Here is an 18,277-nt window from a genome sequence, read left to right on the forward strand (position 1 = left end):
ATCGGACGCCCGGCCCGTTATTTTGAAAGGAAGTGGGGATGAACCGCTTCATCGATATCAACCCGGAGAGGTGCATCGGCTGCGGAACATGCCAGTCCGCCTGTGCCGACGCCCACCGGATGCAGGGTCTTCAGGACACGCCGCGTCTGGCGCTCGTGAAGACCGGCGGCATCTCGGCCGCCCTGGCCTGCCACCATTGCGAGGGTGCCCCTTGCGCCGAGGTCTGCCCGGTGAACGCCATCGAGCACGATGGCGACCGCATCCACGTTAAGGAGCAGGAGTGCATCGGGTGCAGGCTGTGCGCCATCGCGTGCCCCTTCGGCGCCATCCATCCGGACGGCACGTCTATTGCCGGTGTCGCAGGCATGTGCGACCCGACGCCTTCGTACCCTAAGTCCCTGAGCAGCCTGCTTACGTGGGCTCCTGGTCAGTACACCTGCGCTGTCAAGTGCGACCTGTGCGCATTCGATCCGGACGGCCCGCATTGTGTGGCGGCGTGCCCCACCAAGGCGCTGACCGTCATGGGCGGCGCGGCTGATCGCGAGCTCGACGAGGCCAAGCGCCTGCGCTCGATCGAAAACGGTCCGGCCGTCGACGTTGCCGCTGTGGCCCAGGGCCTGTCCGAGAAAGCAGAAGGGAGCGTAAACAATGGATAGCATGACGCTGTTTATCGCATCGCTTGCCGTCTCGTGCATCGGTGCGCTCGCCTCGGTTCTGCTGATCAAGGCCGATAACGCCGCCAAGACCGCCGGCTGCCTGATCGGCGCCGTCGCGGCCGTGCTGTCGTTCATCGCGGGCCTCGAGGCCGTGCTTGGCGACGTTTCGTCCCTCAACACGGTCTTCTTCTTCCCGTTCGCCCGTCTCGAGCTCTTGCTCAACGGCCTTGCGGGCCTGATCGTGGTCCTCATCTCGATTCTCGCCTTTGCGGGCTTCATCTACGGTCTGTCCTACTTCGACGAGTACCCGGGCAAGGTCGGGCGCGCCGGCTTCTTTATGAACACCTTCGTCGCCTCGATGATGCTCGTCATCACCGCCGACAACGTGTTCTGGTTCCTGGTCGCCTTTGAGCTCATGTCCCTTACGAGCTACTTCCTTGTCGTTATCGAGGAGAACAAGAACTCCATTAGGGGCGGTTGGCTCTACTTCGTCATCGCGCACGTGGGCTTCGTTCTCATCATGGCGAGCTTCCTGCTCATGACCAACGGCGTGGGCGGTTCCTTCAGCTTCAGTGATTTCCGTACGCATGACTTTGGACCCGCCGTCTCCTCCGCGTGCTTCGTCCTCGCGTTCTTCGGATTTGGCGCGAAGGCCGGTATCATTCCGCTGCACTCCTGGCTGCCCCAGGCGCACCCCGAGGCGCCGTCCAACGTGTCCGCCCTCATGTCCGGCGGCATGATCAAGATCGGCATCCTGGGAATCCTCAAGGTCGGTCTCGACCTGCTCGCGGGTTCGGGCGTCCAGCTCTGGTGGGGCCTCATGGTCCTGGTCTTCGGATCCATCTCGTCGGTCCTGGGTGTCGTCTACGCCCTCCACGAGCACGACATCAAGCGCCTGCTTGCCTATCACTCCGTCGAGAACATCGGCATCATCTTGCTCGGTGTCGGCGCGTCCATGACGGCGCACGCCCTGGGCAACGACGTCATCGCGACGATCGCGCTCATGGCCGCCCTCTACCACACGCTCAACCACGCCATGTTCAAGGGCGAGCTGTTCCTCGGCGCGGGCTCCCTGCTCTATGCCACGGGTACGCGCAACATGGAGAAGATGGGCGGTCTGTTCCGCCGCATGCCGGTCACGGCCGTCTGCTTCCTCATCGGTGCCCTTGCCATCTCGGCCATCCCGCCGCCCAACGGCTTCGTTTCCGAGTGGTTCACCTACCAGTCCCTGTTCAACATCTCGACGCTCTCCGACCCGGTCGTCATGGTGTTCGCCGTCGCCTCCGCGGCCGCCCTCGCCATCACCGGTGCCCTGGCCGTCACGTGCTTCGTGAAGGCCTACGGCGTCTCGTTCGCGAGCAGCCCTCGTTCCCAGGAGGCCGCGAACGCCAAAGAGTCCCCGGCTCCGATGTTGTTCTCGCAGATGCTCCTCGCGGCCATCTGCGTGGTACTGGGAATCGGCTCCCCGGTCATCGCCCCGGTTCTGGGCGACGTCGCCCAGAGCGTGCTTGCCGGCTCCGCCGTCACAGCCACCTCGGGCGTGTCTCTCGTGAACGAGATTTCCGGTGCCGCCACCTCCACCCCCGCGATCGCCATCGCGCTCGTGGTCCTCACCGGCCTCGCGTTCGCGTTGAGGTCCTGCCTCGGCGCCAAGGCCCCCGCTAAGAAGACCGACCCTTGGGCGTGCGGCTACGAGCCCAACGAGCACATGCCCGTCGTCGCCACGAGCTTCGCGTCCGACGTCGAACTCTTCATGGGCCCGCTCTACACCCTGCGCGAGGTATGCACCAAGATCTGCTGGTCCATCGCGCACGTGTTCCAGAAGCTCACCGGTGTCGCCCAGGGCGTCGAGCCCCTGCCCGACCGTTTCCTGGTCGATGCACCGAGCGAGGGTGCCGACAAGCTGACCGGCCTCGCCTCCAAGATCGAGGGCGGCAACTACTCCGTATACATCTGCTACATCGTCGCGGCGCTCGTGGTCTTCCTCGTGCTCGCCGTGGTCATGGTCTAGAGAGGGGAGAGGATATTATGAACATCGTTCTTGCGATGGCGCAGGGCCTCGTGGTCATGCTGGTCGCGCCCTTCTTCTCCGGCCTCGCCCGTGTGATTCGCGCGAAGATGCACAATCGCCGCGGTCCGTCCATCCTTCAGGATTACCGGGACCTCGCGAAGCTCATGGCGCGTCCCGAGTCCGTGAGTTCCGACTCGAGCTTCGTGCTGCGCATCATGCCGCCGCTGTTCCTCGCGGTGTCGTTTATGCTCGCCATGGGCCTGCCCATGTTCACGCTCCAGAGCCCCATGCCCGTCTTTGGTGACGCCATCACCATCATGTACGCGCTCGCGCTGTCCCGCTTCTTCTTCGCGCTGTCCGGCGTGGATTCCTCCAACGCCTACGCGGGCTTCGGCGGTATCCGCGAGCTCCTCATGAGCGTGCTCATCGAGCCGTCCATGCTCATCGCGCTGTTCACCGTCGCCATCGTGTGCGGCTCCACGGACATTGCGACCATGGGTCAGCACATCGTTACGGGCAACGTCTCGAGCGTCGTCGCCGTTATCCTCGCCGGCGTCGCCTTCGCGGCCGCCTGTTACATGGAGCTCGGCAAGCTTCCGTTCGATCAGGCCGAAGCCGAGCAGGAGCTCCAGGAGGGCCCGCTCGCCGAGCTCTCCGGCCCGTCCCTGGCCATGATGAAGCTCGCCATGGGCATGAAGCAGGTCGTGGTCGTCGCTTGGTTCACCTCCATCTTCATCCCCTGGGGAGAGCCCGCGACCATCGGCGTCACCGCTCTCGTGGGCGCCGTCGTCTTCCTCGTCAAGTGCCTGGTCGATTTCGTCGTCTGCGGCGTGCTCGAGAACTCCGTTTCCCGTTCGCGCTTCAAGGTGCTCGGTAACCAGACCTGGGCCGTCGTCGGCATCGCGGTCCTCGCGTTCGTCTTCGTCGTCGTAGGCGTGTAGGGAGAAGGGAGAAACTATGTCAATCGAATCGAGCTTGTCCCTCTTTGCCATGGTGGCGATCGCCGTCCCCATGCTGGGCTCCCTGCTCATCGTCATGCTGCCGCGTCCCTACGCTAAATGGATCTGCGCCTTTGCCGGCGGCATCGCCACGGTCGCTTCCGTTGGCTTGGCCGCGACGTTTGCCGGAAACGGCATGAACGCGGTCGATGTAACCTGGGCGAGTATGGGCCAGACCTTGGTCATGGGCTTCATATTCGACCGGATGAGCACGCTGCTCGCACCCGCGTTCGTCGCTATCGGCCTGCTCGTCGTCATCTATTCGTTCCCGTACATGAGCGATAAGAATAAGGAGCATCCCGACGCGCCCCGTCGTCGCTTCTACGTGTACTTCTCCACGTTCATCGGCGCCATGGCCGGTCTCGCCTACAGCTCCACCATCGTCGGCCAGCTCGTTTTCTTCGAGATCACCGGTGTGTGCTCCTGGGGCCTCATCAGCTACTACATGACGCCCACGGCCAAGAAGGCCGGTATGAAGGCGCTCATCATCACCCATATCGGCGCTCTGGGACTCTACATCGGCGCGGCCTTCCTGTTCGCCGGAACCGGCACGTTCGCGCTGAGCGCGATCTCCCAGCTCGATTCCGGTATGAAGACCGTCGTGCTGCTGCTCATCCTGTTCGCTGCTTGGGCCAAGTCCGCCCAGTTCCCGCTCTACATGTGGCTGCCCTCCGCAATGGAGGCCCCCACGCCCGTTTCCGCCTACCTTCATGGCGCGTCCATGGTTAAGGTCGGCGTGTGCGTGTTCGCCCGCGCTCTTGCGAGCGCCGGCGATATCCCCGAGATCGTCGGTTGGGTCGCCATCATCGACGCCGTCGTGACCATGCTCTTCGGCTTCCTCATGTACCTGCCCCAGAAGGATATGAAGCGCCTGCTCGCCTTCTCGACGATCGCGCAGCTCGCCTACGTGTTCTTTGGCCTGGGCCTCTCCGTGTTCGGAAGCCAGATGGCGTTTAACGGCGCCGTCGAGCACATCTTCAACCACGCGTTCACCAAGACCCTGTTCTTCCTCATCGCCGGCTCCCTCAGCTTCACGCTGGGAACCCGTATGCTGCCCAAGATCCAGGGCCTCATGAAGAAGTACCCGGTCACGGGCGTGGGCTTTGCGGTCGCCGCGACCGCTATCGCCGGCGTGCCCCCCATGAGCACGTTCTTTTCCAAGTTCCAGATCATTTCCGGTGGCTTCGCGGTTGGTGCTACCAACACGGTCATCTTCGTCCTCGTGTGCGTCATGGTCGTCGAGACCGTCGCCACCTTCGCATGGTTCCTGCGTTGGATGGGTAAGGTCCTGCCCGGTGAGCCGAGCGAGACCGTGGCCGCCGGCCAGCCCCTTCCGCGCGCCATGGCGTTCGTGTTCGTCGTCCTCATGATCATGGTCGTCGTCGCCGGTCCTCTGTCCTCTAGTTGGATGGGTTAGGAGGTAGGACATGGGTTATTCGTTAGTCAATATCCTGGGCGGTCTTCTGATCGTGACCTCCACCATGGTGGTCGTCTCGAAGACCATCCCGTCCGCCATTAAGTGGTACGCGATCCAGTCGGTTGTCCTGGTGGGCGTGCTGCTCACCCTGGGCCTCACCACCGGTGCCACCGAGCTTCTCATGTGGGCCGCGTCGGCCTTCGTCACCAAGGTGATCCTCGTTCCGTTCATTCTCAACCGTGCCTACAAAAAGATGGGTTCGCCTGCCGATAGCACGCTGACCTCCTCCATCAAGCCGGCCTGGACCATCATCCTCACCGGTCTGGAGGTGGCCATCTGCTTCGCGGTGGTCACGCGCCTGAGCCTGCCCACCGCTGAGGTGGCTACTCCGGCCCTCGCCATCAGCTTCGCGCACTTCTTCGTCGGCCTCACGTGCATCATCTCCCAGCGCAACATCCTCAAGCAAATCTTCGGGTACTGCCTTATGGAGAACGGTAGCCACGTGACGCTCGCCCTGCTCGCGCCCACGGCCCCCGAGATCATCGAGATCGGCATCGCCACCGACGCCATTTTCGCCGTCATCATCATGTCCGCCGTCGTCGTGAGGATCTGGAACGACACCAAGTCGCTCGACTCCCACGACCTGACCGAATTGAAGGGGTAGGCCATGGATGTTTCAATGCTGACGGTCGCCCTGCTCGCTTGTCCCCTCGTGTTCTCCCTGATTATGGCTGCGCTCCCCAAGACGACGTCCTACAGCGTCTTTGCGGGGCTCAACACCATCTCCGTCGCGGCGACCCTCGTCCTTTCGGTCGTCACCGCGGGAACCATGCTCTCGAGCGGGCAGAATATCGACGCTTTGGGCCTGTGGCTCCATCTCGATTCGCTCTCGTCGATCTTCGTCCTTCTGGTAGGCATCATCGGGTTCATCACCGGCGTGTACTCCATCTCCTATATCAAGATCGATATCGAGGAGAAGACCATGCCGGCCGAGCGCACCAAGCAGTACTACGCGCTGTTTAGCCTGTTCGTTTTCACGATGCTGCTCGCCTGCCTGTCCAACAACATCATCCTCACCTGGGCGGCGGTCGAGGCCACCACGCTGTCGACCGTGTTCCTCGTGGGCATCTACAAGAACAAGCAGGCGCTCGAGGCGTCTTGGAAGTACGCGATGGTCTGCACCGCCGGCGTGGCCTTCGGCCTGTTCGGCACGCTGCTCATCTACGCGAACGCCGCCGATATCATGCCCAACGCGCATGAGGCAGCCTTCCTCACCTCCATCATGCCCTACGCCGACCAGTTCGACCCGATGCTCGTGCGCCTCGCGTTCGCGTTCATCGTCATCGGCTTCGGCACCAAGGCGGGCCTGTTCCCCATGCACACTTGGCTGCCCGACGCGCACTCCCAGGCTCCGAGCCCGGTCTCCGCGCTGCTCTCGGGCGTGCTGCTCAAGTGCGCCATGCTGGTGATCATCCGCTTCTACTCCCTGTCCATCATCACGGTGGGCGACACCTATCCGCGTACGCTCCTGCTCATCCTGGGCACGCTGTCCATCCTGGTGGCCGCCCTGTGCATCTTTAAGCAGGACGATATCAAGCGCCGCTTCGCGTACTCCTCCGTCGACAACGTCGGCGTGGTCGCGCTGTGCCTGGGTATCGGTGGTCCGCTCGGTATCGCCGCCTGCCTGCTGCACTGCATCTTTCACGGTTTCACGAAGGCGCTCGCCTTCTGCATGGCCGGCAACATCCAGCACATCTACCACACCCGCGACCTGAACAAGATCAAGGGCGTCGTCGAGATCGCTCCCGTCACGGCAGCGCTCACCATCATCGCCCTGCTCGCGCTCGCCGCCTTCCCGCCGTTCGCCCTGTTCATCTCCGAGTTCCTCACCTTCGTGGCCGGCGTCCAGTCCGGTCCCATCTGGGTGGTCGTGCTCGTGGCCATTGGCCTCACCGGCGTGTACTTTGCCCTTACCGGCATCGCGCTCAAGTCCATCTTCGGCAAGGCGCCCGAGGGCATGAAGCGCCACGAGGTGCCCGCCCTCATGATCATCCCCGAGATCGCCCTCGCGATCGTGGTCATGTGGTTCGGTATCGCCACCCCGGTCGCCATCACGAGCGGCGTCGAGGATGCAACGTCCGTCGTTTTGAACCAGAGCGTCGAAGAGCTCCACGAGGCTCCTCTCTACCGCATGGTGTTCAGTTCCCAGACCAAGACAAGCGAGGTGAATTAGCACCATGGCAGAACCTGAAAAGAAGGACTACGCTCGTCGTTGCGAAAGCCACGTCGAGGCCCTGCGCCGCGCCGTTCCGGGCTGCATCGAGAAGGTCGAGTGGCAGTGCGAGGACCAGCTGACGATCACCGTCAAGCAGGACAAGCTGCCCGAGGCCGTCCACTACCTGTACTACGAACGCTACGGCTGGATCCCCGTGATCATCGGCAACGACGAGCGCAGCCTGTGCGGCCGTTATGCCGTGTACTACGTCATCTCCATGGAGGGGGAGGACCCCGGCTGGGTGACCGTGCGTGCCGAGGTCGATCCCGCCAAGATGACGTTCCCGTCCGTGACGCCGTTCGTTCCCGCCTGCGTGTGGGGCGAGCGCGAGCTGCGCGATATGTTCGGCCTGATCCCCGAGGGTCTGCCCGATCGTCGTCGCCTGGTGCTGCCCGACGATTGGCCCAGCGGCCTGTACCCGCTGCGCAAGGACTCCATGGACTACCGCTTCCGTCCCGCTCCCGCGAGCGACATGGAAAACTACGAGTTCTTGGCCGATACCAAGGGCAAGGAGACGACGCTCGTTCCCATGGGCCCGTTGCACATTACCTCCGACGAGCCTGGCCACTTCCGCCTGTTCGTTGAGGGCGAGACGATCGTCGACGCCGACTACCGTCTGTTCTACGTGCACCGCGGCATGGAGAAGGTTGCCGAGACGCGCCTGAACTATGACGCCGTGACGTTCCTCGCCGACCGCATCTGCGGCATCTGCGGCTGCGCCCACTCGGTGGCCTACGCCGAGGCCGTCGAGCGCGCTCAGGGCATCCATGTCCCGCCGCGCGCCCAGTACATCCGCGCCATCATGCTCGAGGTTGAGCGCCTGCACTCGCATCTGCTCAACATTGGCCTGGCGTCGCACTACACGGGCTTCGACTCCGGCTTCCAGCAGTTCTTCCGCGTCCGCGAGAAGTCCATGGACCTGGCCGAGAAGCTCTCCGGTCACCGCAAGACCTACGGCCTCAACGTGATTGGCGGCGTGCGTCGCGACATTTTGGCTGAGCAGAAGCTCTCCACGCTCACGACCATCCACCAGCTGCGCTCCGAGGTTCAGGAGCTCGTCGACGTGCTGCTCTCCACGCCCAACTTTATTGAGCGTACGAGCGGTATCGGCATCTTGGACCGCAAGATTGCACGCGACTTCTCGCCGGTCGGCCCGCTCATGCGTGGCTCGGGCTATGCCCGCGACGTGCGCTTTGACCATCCCTTCGACGGCTACGCCGATCCGGACGTCCAAAAGATGCACGCCGCCACGGCCGACACCTGCGACGCCTTCGGCCGTACCGCCGTCCGCATCCAGGAGGTCTACGATTCGATCGACATGATCGAGACCATGCTCGAGAACTGCCCGTCGGGCCCCATCCTCACCACGGATTGGGAGTACACCCCGCACAAGTACGCCATCGGCGCCACCGAGGCGCCGCGCGGCGAGGTCGTGCACTGGGCCATGCTCGGCAATAACCAGAAGTGCTACCGCTGGCGCGCCAAGGCCGCCACGTACAGCAACTGGCCGGTCCTGCGCTACATGTTCCGCGGCAACACCGTGGGCGACGCGGCGCTGATCGTCGGCTCGCTCGACCCGTGCTACTCCTGCACCGATCGCGTGACGGTGACCGATGTCGCCGCCAAGCGCGACCACGTGCTCGACAAGGAGCAGTTCGAGAACGTCTGGCGCGACAAGTCGCCGCTTGCGGGCGAGGGCACCATGGCCGCTCCGCTCGATGAGGAGGCGCTCTAATATGCTGAAGCTTTGGAAGGTTAACGCCAAGGCCGGCGACGCGACGGTCAAGTACCCGTTTGCGCCGTTCCCCACCAACAAGGACATGCGCGGCAAGCCCGAGCACAATGCCGAGCTCTGCATCGCCTGCGGTGCCTGCGGCGTGGCGTGCCCGGCCGATGCCATTCGCATGGATACCGACCTTGCGGCCGATACCATCACCTGGTCAATCGACTACGGCCGCTGCATCTTTTGCGGCCGCTGCGAGGAAGCCTGCCCCATGGAGGCCATCAAGCTCACCGAGGAGTTTGAGCTGGCCGTCATGAGCAAGGACGACCTCACCAGCAAGAGCGTCTATGCGCTCGAGCACTGCTCGCGTTGCGGCAAGCCGTTTGCCCCGCACAAGGAGATCGACTATGCCAAGCGCCTGCTGCAAAAGGCCGGCGGCATGGAGGCCGAGCAGGCCGCCCGCACCGTCGGTATGTGCCAGGAGTGCAAGCGCGAGCTCGACGCCCTGCGCGCCGCATCGGCCGTAAAGACCGGCAACGCACACGGCATGGCTGCCAACGAGACGCTTGCGTCCGGCGAGCCCCAGGGCCCCGGCATGGAGTATCTGGGCGGCCACGGCGTGAACCCGGAGTATATCGACCGCGAGCTTAACCCCGATGCGCCCGAGATTCCCGCCGGTCCGGCGCCGGTCGAGGGCATCATCATGGATTTTGAAACGAAGGAGGAGTAACCATGGCCGAACCCACGCTTTTGCCCGAGCGGCTTCAGTACCGCCCGACCAAGATCGAGCTCGACGAGAGCATCGAGAAGGCCAACGCGACCCTTCTTAAGAAGATCAAGCGCTCGGTGTACGTCTACCGTGTCGACTGCGGCGGCTGCAACGGCTGCGAGATCGAGATCTTCGGTTCTATCACGCCCGTCTTTGACGTCGAGCGCTTTGGCATCAAGGTCGTGCCCTCGCCCCGTCACGCCGACGTGCTGCTGTACACCGGCGCCGTGACGCGTGCCATGCGCATGCCGGCCCTGCGCGCCTTTGAGGCCGCACCCGATCCCAAGATCGTGGTGTCCTATGGCGCGTGCGGCTGCACCGGCGGTATCTTCTACGACAACTACTGCGTCTGGGGCGGCACGGACAAGATTCTGCCGGTCGACGTCTACATTCCCGGCTGCCCGCCCAGCCCTGCGCAGACCGTCTACGGCTTTGCCATGGCGCTCGGTCTGCTGGACCAAAAGCTCCATGCCGAGACCACGGTGGAGGCCGCCGGCGAGCAGGCCGATATCCTGCATCCCGGCGTGCCGTACAAGCTGCGCGTTGCCATTGAGCGCGAGGCTCGCGCCATGAGCGGCTACCGTTACGGCCGCGACCTGGCCAACGAGTTTATGGATACGCTCGAGGGCGCACCCAAGGGCGATATCCGCGGTGCCATGGCGCTGCTCATCGACAAGCAGGACGATCCGCGCCGCGTTGAGGTCTACTCTGCGCTGCAGGATCTGGTGCTGGCCGGAGGTCGCTAGATGGAGCTCACGGACCGCTCTGGTTACTTTGCGGGCCCCGGTATGCTCGGCGGCTCCTTTGGCGACGCCTCGCGCGCAAGCGTCGAGGCCGCCGAGGGCGTCGCCGACCCCTGCCTGGGCCATGCGCCCGACCAGGTGGTCTTCTACGAGCTCACGCGTAAGTTTGTGGAGACCGAGGAAGACGTTCCCCAGGAGGCCTGCGACGTGCTGTACTACACGCTCGCCGTGGGCCACCACACCGGCGTGCTCGACTGCTTTGAGCCGCGTCTGTCGGTGCCGGTGGATGTGTTCTATTCGCTCGTCGACGCGCTGCCGGAGGGGGAGGCCAAGACCAAGTTCGAGGCCATCCGCTCCTTTGGTGAGTGCCAGCTCGACAAGGCGGCGGTGCCGTCACTGCTCGAGGCCTGCGATGCGCTGCTCGACGAGCGCGGTTTTCGCGGGTCGGCCAAGGCCGGCATCTCGGTGTTCGACGACGACTTTGGCCTGCATGCCCAGCAGGTCGCGTTTCTGATGAAGTTCCGCGATCTGGTTGAGCGCGTGCGCGATGTGTCGGGCGTGTATCTGACGGGAAGGTTGCAGTAATGGGTCGCGTTGTGGATGGCCGTGTGAACGGTGCCCCGTTTGCGGGTATCGTGCTCACGGCGGGAAGCGTGCTGCGTGCCGACGATGCCGCCGGCCCCGTGCTCTCCAAAAAGATGGAGGACGCGCCCATCGCCGGTTGGTACACCATCGACGGCGGGCAAACGCCCGAGGATGACATCATCGAGGTCAAGCGCGAGCGTCCGCCGCGTTTGGTTTTGGTCGATGCCGCCGACATGGCGCTGCCCGTTGGCGCCATCCGCTTGCTCGACAAACGTGACGTGGCTCGCAAGTCGATGTTCACCACGCATTCGCTCCCTTTGTCGATTCTGATCGAGGAAATCGAGCAATCGTGCGAAGATATCGTCTTCATAGGGATTCAGCCGGGCGATACGGAGTTCTACAACCCCATGTCCCCGGAGGTCTTTGAGGCCGTCGACGCCGTGTACGACGCCGTGGCCGCCAACGACTTTTCCCACTTTGTCCGCTTGGGGCAGGAGCTGTAACAGCGCTTGTCCCTGCCGATTAGGAAAGAAGTGATTGACATGGCAGATTCCAAGGCGGAGTTCCCCGCTCCCGATTGCCTGGCGCCCGCCGCGATCGAGGCCAAGACCGAGGCCGCCGGCGTGACCAAGGCTAACCTGCCGGTCGCTAAGGCCTTTCTGTTGGCAATGTTCGCCGGCGCGTTTATCGCCTTCGGCGGTTTGTTCTTTACGGTGTTTTTGAGCGACAGCACGCTGGGCTGGGGTGCCCAACGCGTCGTGGGCGGTCTGTGCTTTTGTCTGGGTCTGGTGCTGGTGCTTGTGTGCGGCGCCGAGCTGTTTACCGGCAATTCGCTTATGGTCTGCGCGCTCAAGAGCAAAAAGATCACCCTGGCTCAGATGCTCAAGGCATGGGTCGTCGTATGGGTCGGTAACTTTGTCGGTGCCTTGTTCATCGTCTTTTTGGTGTACATGGCCGGCATTTACAAGCTCAACGGCGAGGCGGTCGCCAATTCCATGGTAAGCGTCGCCGCCGGCAAGGTGACGATCGACTGGGTGACGATCTTCTTCCGCGGCATCCTGTGCAACATCTTTGTGTGCCTGGCCGTGTGGATCGGTACCGCCGGCAAGACCGTGGTCGATAAGGTTGTGGGCATTCTGTTGCCCATCGCTGCCTTTGTGGCCTGCGGTTTTGAGCACTGCGTCGCCAACATGTACTTTTTGCCCATGGGTGCCGTGATGCACGCGTGCGGCTATGGTGTCGACGTCGCCGGCGCCGATGCACTCAACGTTGCGGGCATTGCGTTTAACCTGTCCGCCGCCACGCTGGGCAACATCGTGGGCGGCGCGGTTCTGATCGCGCTCGGCTACTGGTTTGTCTACGCCAAGAAGTCCGAGGCGTAAGGTACCGTCTGTTTGACGTTGGGCCTCCCGCGGGGCGTTGCCGTGCGGGAGGCTTTTTGGGTCTGTGGCTCGTTGTCGGGCTGTTGGCCTGTTGTGTTTGGCTGGTGAAAGGGGTAATCGAGATGGCATCTGCTGTGAAGCGTGACGGTCGCGCCGTGGTGACCACATGCGGGGGATGCTATGCCGATTGCGCCTTTACGGCACGCGTTGAGGACGGTCGCGTGGTGGCCGAGTTGCCGGTGCCGGGGCACCCGTGCGCGGCGCGAGCCCTGTGCGCCCGCGGACGGCATCGTCTGGCAATGCCGTTTGACGAGCGCGACCGCATTTTGCACCCCATGCGCCGCCGCCAGGATGGCTCGGGTTTCGATGCCGTGAGCTGGGACGAGGCGTTCTCGGATATTGCGGAGCGCCTCGCGGAGATTATTGACGAGCATAGTGCCCGTGCGCTGGGCATGACGCTCGGCGTGCCCTCGTTCGACCGCTACTGGGCGTATCGTTTTATGCATGCGCTGGGTTCGCCCAACGTATACGGTGCCGATGGTGCCTGCGAGGTTAGCCGACTTACCGGTTGGGAGCACAGCCTGGGCTATAGTCCCGCCTCCGACCTGGCGCATACCGACTGCATCATGTACCTGGGGCGTTCCATTGTCGATTCGTCGACGATGGGGGCCGTTGATGCACTCAACGATGCGCGCCGGCGCGGGGCGAAGATCATCGTGGTCGACCCCCGGCGCAGCGGCTCGGCTGCGCTTGCCGACCGCTGGTTGCGCGTACGCCCGGGCTGCGACTTGGCGCTGCTGTTGGGTATTGCCCACGTGTTGATTGCCGAGGATCTGTACGACCACGAGTTCGTGGACCGCTATACCACGGGTTTTGACGAGCTGGCGCAGGCGGCCCGTCCTTGGACGCCCGAGTGGGCCGAGTCGATGTGCGACGTGCCGGCCGCAGAGATTGTCGCCACGGCGCGCGATCTCGCTGCCGCCGCGCCTGCCGCTGTGGTGGATGCGGGCTTTCATGGTGGCATCGGTATCGCGTATGCCAATAGCACCCAGACCACGCGCGCTATCTGCTTGGTCGATGTGCTGCTGGGCTGCATCGGGCATGCGGGCGGCGCGCTCAATCCGCCCACGCCGCTTGTGTTGGGCGACCTCGATCCCACGCGCTTTGCGACGCCGCCGGTGCCGCGTGGGCCCAAGCTGGGGTCCGAGCGCTATCCGCTCGTCGATCCCGAGCGCGGCCTGTGCACGACCATCGGTCAGTCGATTCTTGCCGGCGATTTGCGTGGGCTCATCGTCTATGCCAGTAACCCCGGTGCGGGCTATGGCAATGCACAGGCTTGGTTGAGTATTTTGCAGCGGCTCGACTTGCTTGTGACGATTGATATTCGCTGGTCCGAGACGGCACGTGCTTCTGACTTCGTGCTGCCCGACGTGACGTATCTGGAGGCCGACCGCGGCGTGGGAACGGTGGCGGGCGTCAACGATGCGCGCGTGTTCTACCGCAACGCCGTGCTGCCCGTGCAGCATGACGACACACGTCCCGGTCGGGAGATTTTTGCCTGTCTGGCGCAGGCGTGTGGCGCGGGCGAGTACTTCCAGTTTACGTCCGACGATCTAGCGGCTGCCCAGGTGGCGCCGTTTGGGATCAATCTGGACGAGCTCAAGGAGCGCGGCTGGGCCGACACGGGTGTTGCGTTGCCGTCGCGTACAGGCGAGCCGGTGATTCCGCTTGCCGGCGGCAAAATTGCGCTGGCAAGCGACGTGTGGGAACGAGCCGGTCTGGGACGCGTGCCAGGCTGGATTGCGCCGATGGTGGAGCCCGGCCCGGGGATGTTTCGCCTCATTAGCGGCAACCGTCCCTTTGAGTCGCATACTTCGCGCAGGCTCGCGGCCCAAGGTGCCGCTGAGGCTGGATCGGACCTGGATGCCGTGCAGATGAATGCCGATGCCGCTGCGCACATGGGCATCGCCGATGGCGAGGTCGTCGAACTTGTGAGCGATTTGGGCCGCGACCGCGTGCGCGTGGAGACGACGCCGTATCTGCATCCGGCGTGCATCTTCACCTCGGCCGCCCCCGGCGGGCGTTCGTTTGGCGCCGATGCCGGTGGCGCTCAAGCCTTGGGCGTGGGCCCACTCGACCATACGCCGCTGCGCTGGGACCCGTTGACGGGTGCCGCGCTCACCCAGGAAAACGCCGTTCGCGTGGAAAAGATCGCGGCGCGCGAGGATAATAACGAGTAATTGACTCAGCTGATGCATTCGACTGATCCACGTTTCTTTTGAAAGGCCGTACATGAGCGATAGCCAGAACATGTCCGATGAGGTACGCGCCCGCCTGCGCGCCATTCCTTCCGTCAACGAGCTGCTTGCCGAGTGGCCGGTAGTGAAGGCGGCGGGGGAGACCTGCGACGCGGTGGTGCATGCCGCCGTGACGGCTGAGCTTGACGAAGAGCGCGCCGCGATTCGTGCCGGTGCCGCCCCGCGTTCCAAGCGCGAGCTGGCCTCGGCTATCGAGTGGCGTGCCCACCGCTCCGCGCTGCCGAGCCTGCGTCCCGCCGTCAACGCCACGGGTGTTGTTATCCATACAAATCTGGGTCGAGCCCCGCTCGCGGAGTCGGCCGCCAAGGCCGTGGCCGAGGTCGCGCGCGGCTACAGCACGCTCGAGTACAGCGTGGATACCTGCTCGCGCGGGTCGCGCAAAGAGCATGCCGCGCAACTCATCCGCTCGCTTACCGGTGCCGAGGATGCGCTGGTCGTCAACAATAACGCGGCCGCCGTGCTGTTGGTGTTGGCAACCCATGCCGCGGGCAAGGAAGTCATCGTGAGCCGTGGCGAGCTCGTCGAGATTGGCGGCAGCTTCCGCATCCCCGATGTCATGGTGGCCTCGGGCGCCAAACTCGTCGAGGTCGGGGCCACCAACCGCACGCATTTGAGCGACTACGAGCGCGCCATCACGCCCGATACGGCGATGATCCTTAAGGTTCATCCTTCCAACTATCGCATCGAGGGTTTTCACGAGGAGGTGGGTTCTCGGGAGCTTGCGGCGCTTGCTCACAAGCATGGCCTGCTGTTCTACGAGGACCAGGGGTCGGGTGCGCTGTTGCCCGACGACATCCTGGTGCGCGGCGGCGAGGAGACTACGCCGGCTTCGGTTTCGGCAGGGCTCGATCTGGTGTCGTGCTCGGGTGATAAGCTGCTGGGCGCCGCGCAGGCGGGCATTATCATGGGCCGTCGCGATCTGGTCCAGGCTTGCGGGTTGCATCCGCTCATGCGTGCCCTGCGCCCGGGCAAGTTGGCGCTCACGGCGCTCGAGGCTACATTGCGCATCTACATGGACGGGGCGGATGTGGCCCATCGTGATATTCCGGTGCTCAGCATGCTTACGCTGCCGCAGGCCCACTTGGAACGACGTGCCCGCAAGCTGCGCGATCGTATGGTCGCCGGGCTCGATAAGGCGGGTTGCCCGTGCGCCGTTCAGGTGGAAATCGTCGAGGAGTCGTCGACTCCCGGCGGCGGCTCGCTGCCTACCGTCGAGCTGCCCACCATGTGCGTTGCCGTGTGCCTCGTCGATGAGCGTCTTTCCGTTGATGCGCTCAAGCGGTCGCTCGTCCAAGATTTCGACACGCCGGTCGTCACGCGAACCTCGCACAATCGCATTCTGTTTGACGTCCGTACGCTTGTGGGCGACCGCGATATCGAGACGGCGGCGTCGACGCTTGCCGCATGCGTTGTCAAGGCGGTGCGCCGATGAGTGAGACCGAAGCGCTGGTGGAATGCCCCGTTATCGTAGGTACGGCGGGCCACGTCGACCACGGTAAGTCGGCGCTGATCGAGGCGCTGACCGGCAAGAATCCCGATCGCCTGGAGGTCGAACGTCGTCGCGGCATGACGGTGGAGCTGGGTTTTGGCGAGCTGGCACTGCCGAGCGGCAAGATCGTCGGCCTGGTTGATGTGCCGGGCCACGCGCATTACCTGCGCGCCATGGTGCAGGGTGCCACGGGTATCGACGTGGCCGTGCTGGTGGTCTCTGCCGTTGAGGGTGTAATGCCGCAGACGCGCGAGCACGTGCATGTACTGGAGTTGCTGGGTGTCACGCATATGGTGGTGGCGCTGACCATGCGCGATCTGGCCGATGCCGAGATGACCGAGCTTGCCGAGCTCGATGTCGATGACTTTTTGTCGGGTACCGTGTTTGCGGGCGCGCCGATTGTGCCCGTGTCGTCTAAGACGGGCGAGGGGATCGACGGGCTCCTTGCGGTGCTCGACGAGCAGGTAAGTGCCTGCTGGGATTCCTGTCGCGAGCGTGCCGAGCGTGGCGATGCCGCGCCGCGCCTGCCGATTGACCGCTGCTTTACGATCAAGGGCGTCGGCACCGTCGTGACGGGAACGCTGCACGATGCGCCGGTTGCGGTGGGCGACGAGCTGATGGCCTTGCCGTCGCGTACGGTCTGTCGCGTGCGCGGGATTCAGGTGCATGGTGACACGCCGCTGGCACTGCCCGGACAGCGCGTGGCGCTCAACTTGGTGGGCGATGCTGTCGCCGCGCTCGATCGCGGTGAGATGCTCGGCGTGGAGGGCCGTTTTGGTCAGACGTTGCGCTTTATGATGACATTCACCTACCTGGGTCGCGAGGGCGCCAAGCCGCGCGTGCTCGAGTCGGGCGCGCGCGTGCATGTGATGGCCGGCACGGCCGAGGTTGTTGGCCGCATCATGCTTTTGGAGGGCGAGGCCCCCATGGCGGTGGGCGAGACCCGTACCGTACAAGTGCGCTTGGAGGAGCCGCTGCCGCTGCGAGCCGGAGACCATGCCGTGGTGCTGTCGTATTCGCCCGTTATGCTCATTGGCGGCGGGCGTGTGCTGCTTTCGCGCTGCCGTCGCTCGCGCGAGCTTTCGGCGGGGGAGCGCACGCTGCTTGCAGCGCTTGAGGCCGGCGATGCCGTCGCTGGTGTTGAGGCGTGGTTGGCGCTGCAGACGTTGCCGGTCGTGGCTGCCGACGTTGCCGCGGCGCTAGATTTTGTTTCCGGTGAGGCCGATGCCGCGCTGAACGAGTTGGTAACGCGAGGTATTGTGTGCGAGCTTGCCGGCTCGGGCGGTGCGCTGTATGTGAATGCTGCCGCGCTCGACGCCGCGATGGATGCACTGGCGGCGACCCTGACCGCCATGCACGCGGCGGCTCCCAAGGAGACGGGCTTTACGCCCGGCGCCGTTGCCCATGCTGCGTGGCCTGCCGCTGATGAAGTCGTTGCCGCGGCTCTGATTGCCGAGGGCTGCTCGCGTGGTGTGTGCGCCGCCGAGGGTGCCGAGGTATTCGATCCGCATTCGGCTGCCGCGGCGGCACGCGTGGTGCGAGAGGCATGCGAGCGGATCGTCGCGCTGCTTGACGAGGCCGGCCTGGATGCACCGACGTTGCCCGAGGTGGGCGAACAGCTGCAGCTCGGCCGCGACACCATGACGCGTGCCCTGCGCGAGCTTTCGCTCAATCGCTCGATCGTTAAGGTCGAGCGCGACGTTGCCCTGTCCGCTTCCGCCGAGGCCCATGCGCGTGAGCTTGTCGCCGCCGCCATCGCCGATGCCGGTGGCGCTGCCACCACGAGTGTGCTGCGCGAGGCCCTGGGCGTGTCACGCAAACGTGCCATCAGCATCTTGGAGCACCTGGATGCCGTACGCTTCACAGTCCTCGACAAGGATGCCGGCGGCCTGCGCTCCCTGCGCTAGATTG

General features: G+C 64.3%; 15 protein-coding genes. All 15 read left to right on the top strand.

Going from position 1 to position 18,277, the window contains the following annotated elements; genetic code table 11:
• Nucleotides 1-38: 38 nt before the first annotated feature.
• The 15 genes from AB5767_RS06090 (at nt 39) to selB (ending at nt 18,273) form a co-directional block, all read left to right on the top strand.
• Nucleotides 39-656: a 4Fe-4S dicluster domain-containing protein gene (locus AB5767_RS06090; protein WP_161115541.1), complete on the top strand. Its 618-nt coding sequence runs from the start codon at nt 39-41 to the stop codon at nt 654-656.
• Nucleotides 649-2,667, top strand: coding sequence for a hydrogenase 4 subunit B (gene hyfB / locus AB5767_RS06095; protein WP_368132100.1), 2,019 nt, complete (start codon nt 649-651; stop codon nt 2,665-2,667). Before AB5767_RS06090 ends, hyfB begins: the two co-directional genes overlap by 8 nt.
• A 17-nt stretch (nt 2,668-2,684) precedes the next feature.
• Nucleotides 2,685-3,608, top strand: a complete 924-nt coding sequence (locus AB5767_RS06100; RefSeq protein ID WP_006234113.1) for a respiratory chain complex I subunit 1 family protein — start codon at nt 2,685-2,687, stop codon at nt 3,606-3,608.
• 16 nt (nt 3,609-3,624) lie between these two features.
• Nucleotides 3,625-5,082, top strand: a complete 1,458-nt coding sequence (locus AB5767_RS06105) for a hydrogenase 4 subunit D (RefSeq protein WP_006234112.1) — start codon at nt 3,625-3,627, stop codon at nt 5,080-5,082.
• Between the two features lie 10 nt (nt 5,083-5,092).
• On the top strand, nt 5,093-5,746 hold the full coding sequence (gene hyfE, locus AB5767_RS06110; protein WP_035138044.1) for a hydrogenase 4 membrane subunit: 654 nt from the start codon (nt 5,093-5,095) through the stop codon (nt 5,744-5,746).
• Nucleotides 5,747-5,749: 3 nt separating this feature from the next.
• Nucleotides 5,750-7,315 carry a hydrogenase 4 subunit F gene (locus tag AB5767_RS06115; protein ID WP_035138046.1) on the top strand — a complete coding sequence of 522 codons (1,566 nt, stop codon included), beginning with the start codon at nt 5,750-5,752 and terminating at the stop codon, nt 7,313-7,315.
• Between the two features lie 4 nt (nt 7,316-7,319).
• Nucleotides 7,320-9,092 (top strand): hydrogenase large subunit, encoded by a 1,773-nt coding sequence (locus AB5767_RS06120; protein WP_368132101.1) that lies wholly within the window; start codon nt 7,320-7,322, stop codon nt 9,090-9,092.
• 1 nt (nt 9,093) lies between these two features.
• Complete coding sequence (locus AB5767_RS06125; protein WP_349073719.1) at nt 9,094-9,810, top strand: formate hydrogenlyase complex iron-sulfur subunit; 717 nt, start codon at nt 9,094-9,096, stop codon at nt 9,808-9,810.
• Nucleotides 9,811-9,812: 2 nt separating this feature from the next.
• The gene (locus tag AB5767_RS06130) at nt 9,813-10,595 is read left to right on the top strand and encodes an NADH-quinone oxidoreductase subunit B family protein (RefSeq protein ID WP_368132102.1); all 783 of its coding nucleotides are present in this window, start codon (nt 9,813-9,815) and stop codon (nt 10,593-10,595) included.
• Nucleotides 10,596-11,177 carry a formate hydrogenlyase maturation HycH family protein gene (locus tag AB5767_RS06135; RefSeq protein ID WP_368132103.1) on the top strand — a complete coding sequence of 194 codons (582 nt, stop codon included), beginning with the start codon at nt 10,596-10,598 and terminating at the stop codon, nt 11,175-11,177. It abuts the gene before it with no gap.
• On the top strand, nt 11,177-11,680 hold the full coding sequence (gene hycI, locus AB5767_RS06140) for a hydrogenase maturation peptidase HycI (RefSeq protein WP_022095193.1): 504 nt from the start codon (nt 11,177-11,179) through the stop codon (nt 11,678-11,680). Before AB5767_RS06135 ends, hycI begins: the two co-directional genes overlap by 1 nt.
• A gap of 39 nt (nt 11,681-11,719) precedes the next feature.
• On the top strand, nt 11,720-12,559 hold the full coding sequence (locus tag AB5767_RS06145; protein WP_368132104.1) for a formate/nitrite transporter family protein: 840 nt from the start codon (nt 11,720-11,722) through the stop codon (nt 12,557-12,559).
• A 122-nt stretch (nt 12,560-12,681) separates the two neighbouring features.
• On the top strand, nt 12,682-14,799 hold the full coding sequence (locus AB5767_RS06150) for a molybdopterin-containing oxidoreductase family protein (RefSeq protein ID WP_368132105.1): 2,118 nt from the start codon (nt 12,682-12,684) through the stop codon (nt 14,797-14,799).
• 52 nt (nt 14,800-14,851) lie between these two features.
• Nucleotides 14,852-16,309 carry an L-seryl-tRNA(Sec) selenium transferase gene (selA, locus tag AB5767_RS06155; protein WP_368132106.1) on the top strand — a complete coding sequence of 486 codons (1,458 nt, stop codon included), beginning with the start codon at nt 14,852-14,854 and terminating at the stop codon, nt 16,307-16,309.
• Nucleotides 16,306-18,273 (top strand): selenocysteine-specific translation elongation factor, encoded by a 1,968-nt coding sequence (gene selB, locus AB5767_RS06160; RefSeq protein WP_368132107.1) that lies wholly within the window; start codon nt 16,306-16,308, stop codon nt 18,271-18,273. Before selA ends, selB begins: the two co-directional genes overlap by 4 nt.
• The last annotated feature ends 4 nt before the right edge of the window (nt 18,274-18,277 follow it).

This window comes from Collinsella aerofaciens, assembly GCF_040926265.1.
In the GTDB taxonomy this organism is placed as follows: domain Bacteria; phylum Actinomycetota; class Coriobacteriia; order Coriobacteriales; family Coriobacteriaceae; genus Collinsella; species Collinsella aerofaciens_BB.

Bases quoted from the DNA above. Each gene is read 5' to 3' on its own strand.
- AB5767_RS06090 (WP_161115541.1), top strand. From the start codon at position 39: ATGAACCGCTTCATCGATATCAACCCGGAGAGGTGCATCGGCTGCGGA.
- hyfB (WP_368132100.1), top strand. From the start codon at position 649: ATGGATAGCATGACGCTGTTTATCGCATCGCTTGCCGTCTCGTGCATC.
- AB5767_RS06100 (WP_006234113.1), top strand. From the start codon at position 2,685: ATGAACATCGTTCTTGCGATGGCGCAGGGCCTCGTGGTCATGCTGGTC.
- AB5767_RS06105 (WP_006234112.1), top strand. From the start codon at position 3,625: ATGTCAATCGAATCGAGCTTGTCCCTCTTTGCCATGGTGGCGATCGCC.
- hyfE (WP_035138044.1), top strand. From the start codon at position 5,093: ATGGGTTATTCGTTAGTCAATATCCTGGGCGGTCTTCTGATCGTGACC.
- AB5767_RS06115 (WP_035138046.1), top strand. From the start codon at position 5,750: ATGGATGTTTCAATGCTGACGGTCGCCCTGCTCGCTTGTCCCCTCGTG.
- AB5767_RS06120 (WP_368132101.1), top strand. From the start codon at position 7,320: ATGGCAGAACCTGAAAAGAAGGACTACGCTCGTCGTTGCGAAAGCCAC.
- AB5767_RS06125 (WP_349073719.1), top strand. From the start codon at position 9,094: ATGCTGAAGCTTTGGAAGGTTAACGCCAAGGCCGGCGACGCGACGGTC.
- AB5767_RS06130 (WP_368132102.1), top strand. From the start codon at position 9,813: ATGGCCGAACCCACGCTTTTGCCCGAGCGGCTTCAGTACCGCCCGACC.
- AB5767_RS06135 (WP_368132103.1), top strand. From the start codon at position 10,596: ATGGAGCTCACGGACCGCTCTGGTTACTTTGCGGGCCCCGGTATGCTC.
- hycI (WP_022095193.1), top strand. From the start codon at position 11,177: ATGGGTCGCGTTGTGGATGGCCGTGTGAACGGTGCCCCGTTTGCGGGT.
- AB5767_RS06145 (WP_368132104.1), top strand. From the start codon at position 11,720: ATGGCAGATTCCAAGGCGGAGTTCCCCGCTCCCGATTGCCTGGCGCCC.
- AB5767_RS06150 (WP_368132105.1), top strand. From the start codon at position 12,682: ATGGCATCTGCTGTGAAGCGTGACGGTCGCGCCGTGGTGACCACATGC.
- selA (WP_368132106.1), top strand. From the start codon at position 14,852: ATGAGCGATAGCCAGAACATGTCCGATGAGGTACGCGCCCGCCTGCGC.
- selB (WP_368132107.1), top strand. From the start codon at position 16,306: ATGAGTGAGACCGAAGCGCTGGTGGAATGCCCCGTTATCGTAGGTACG.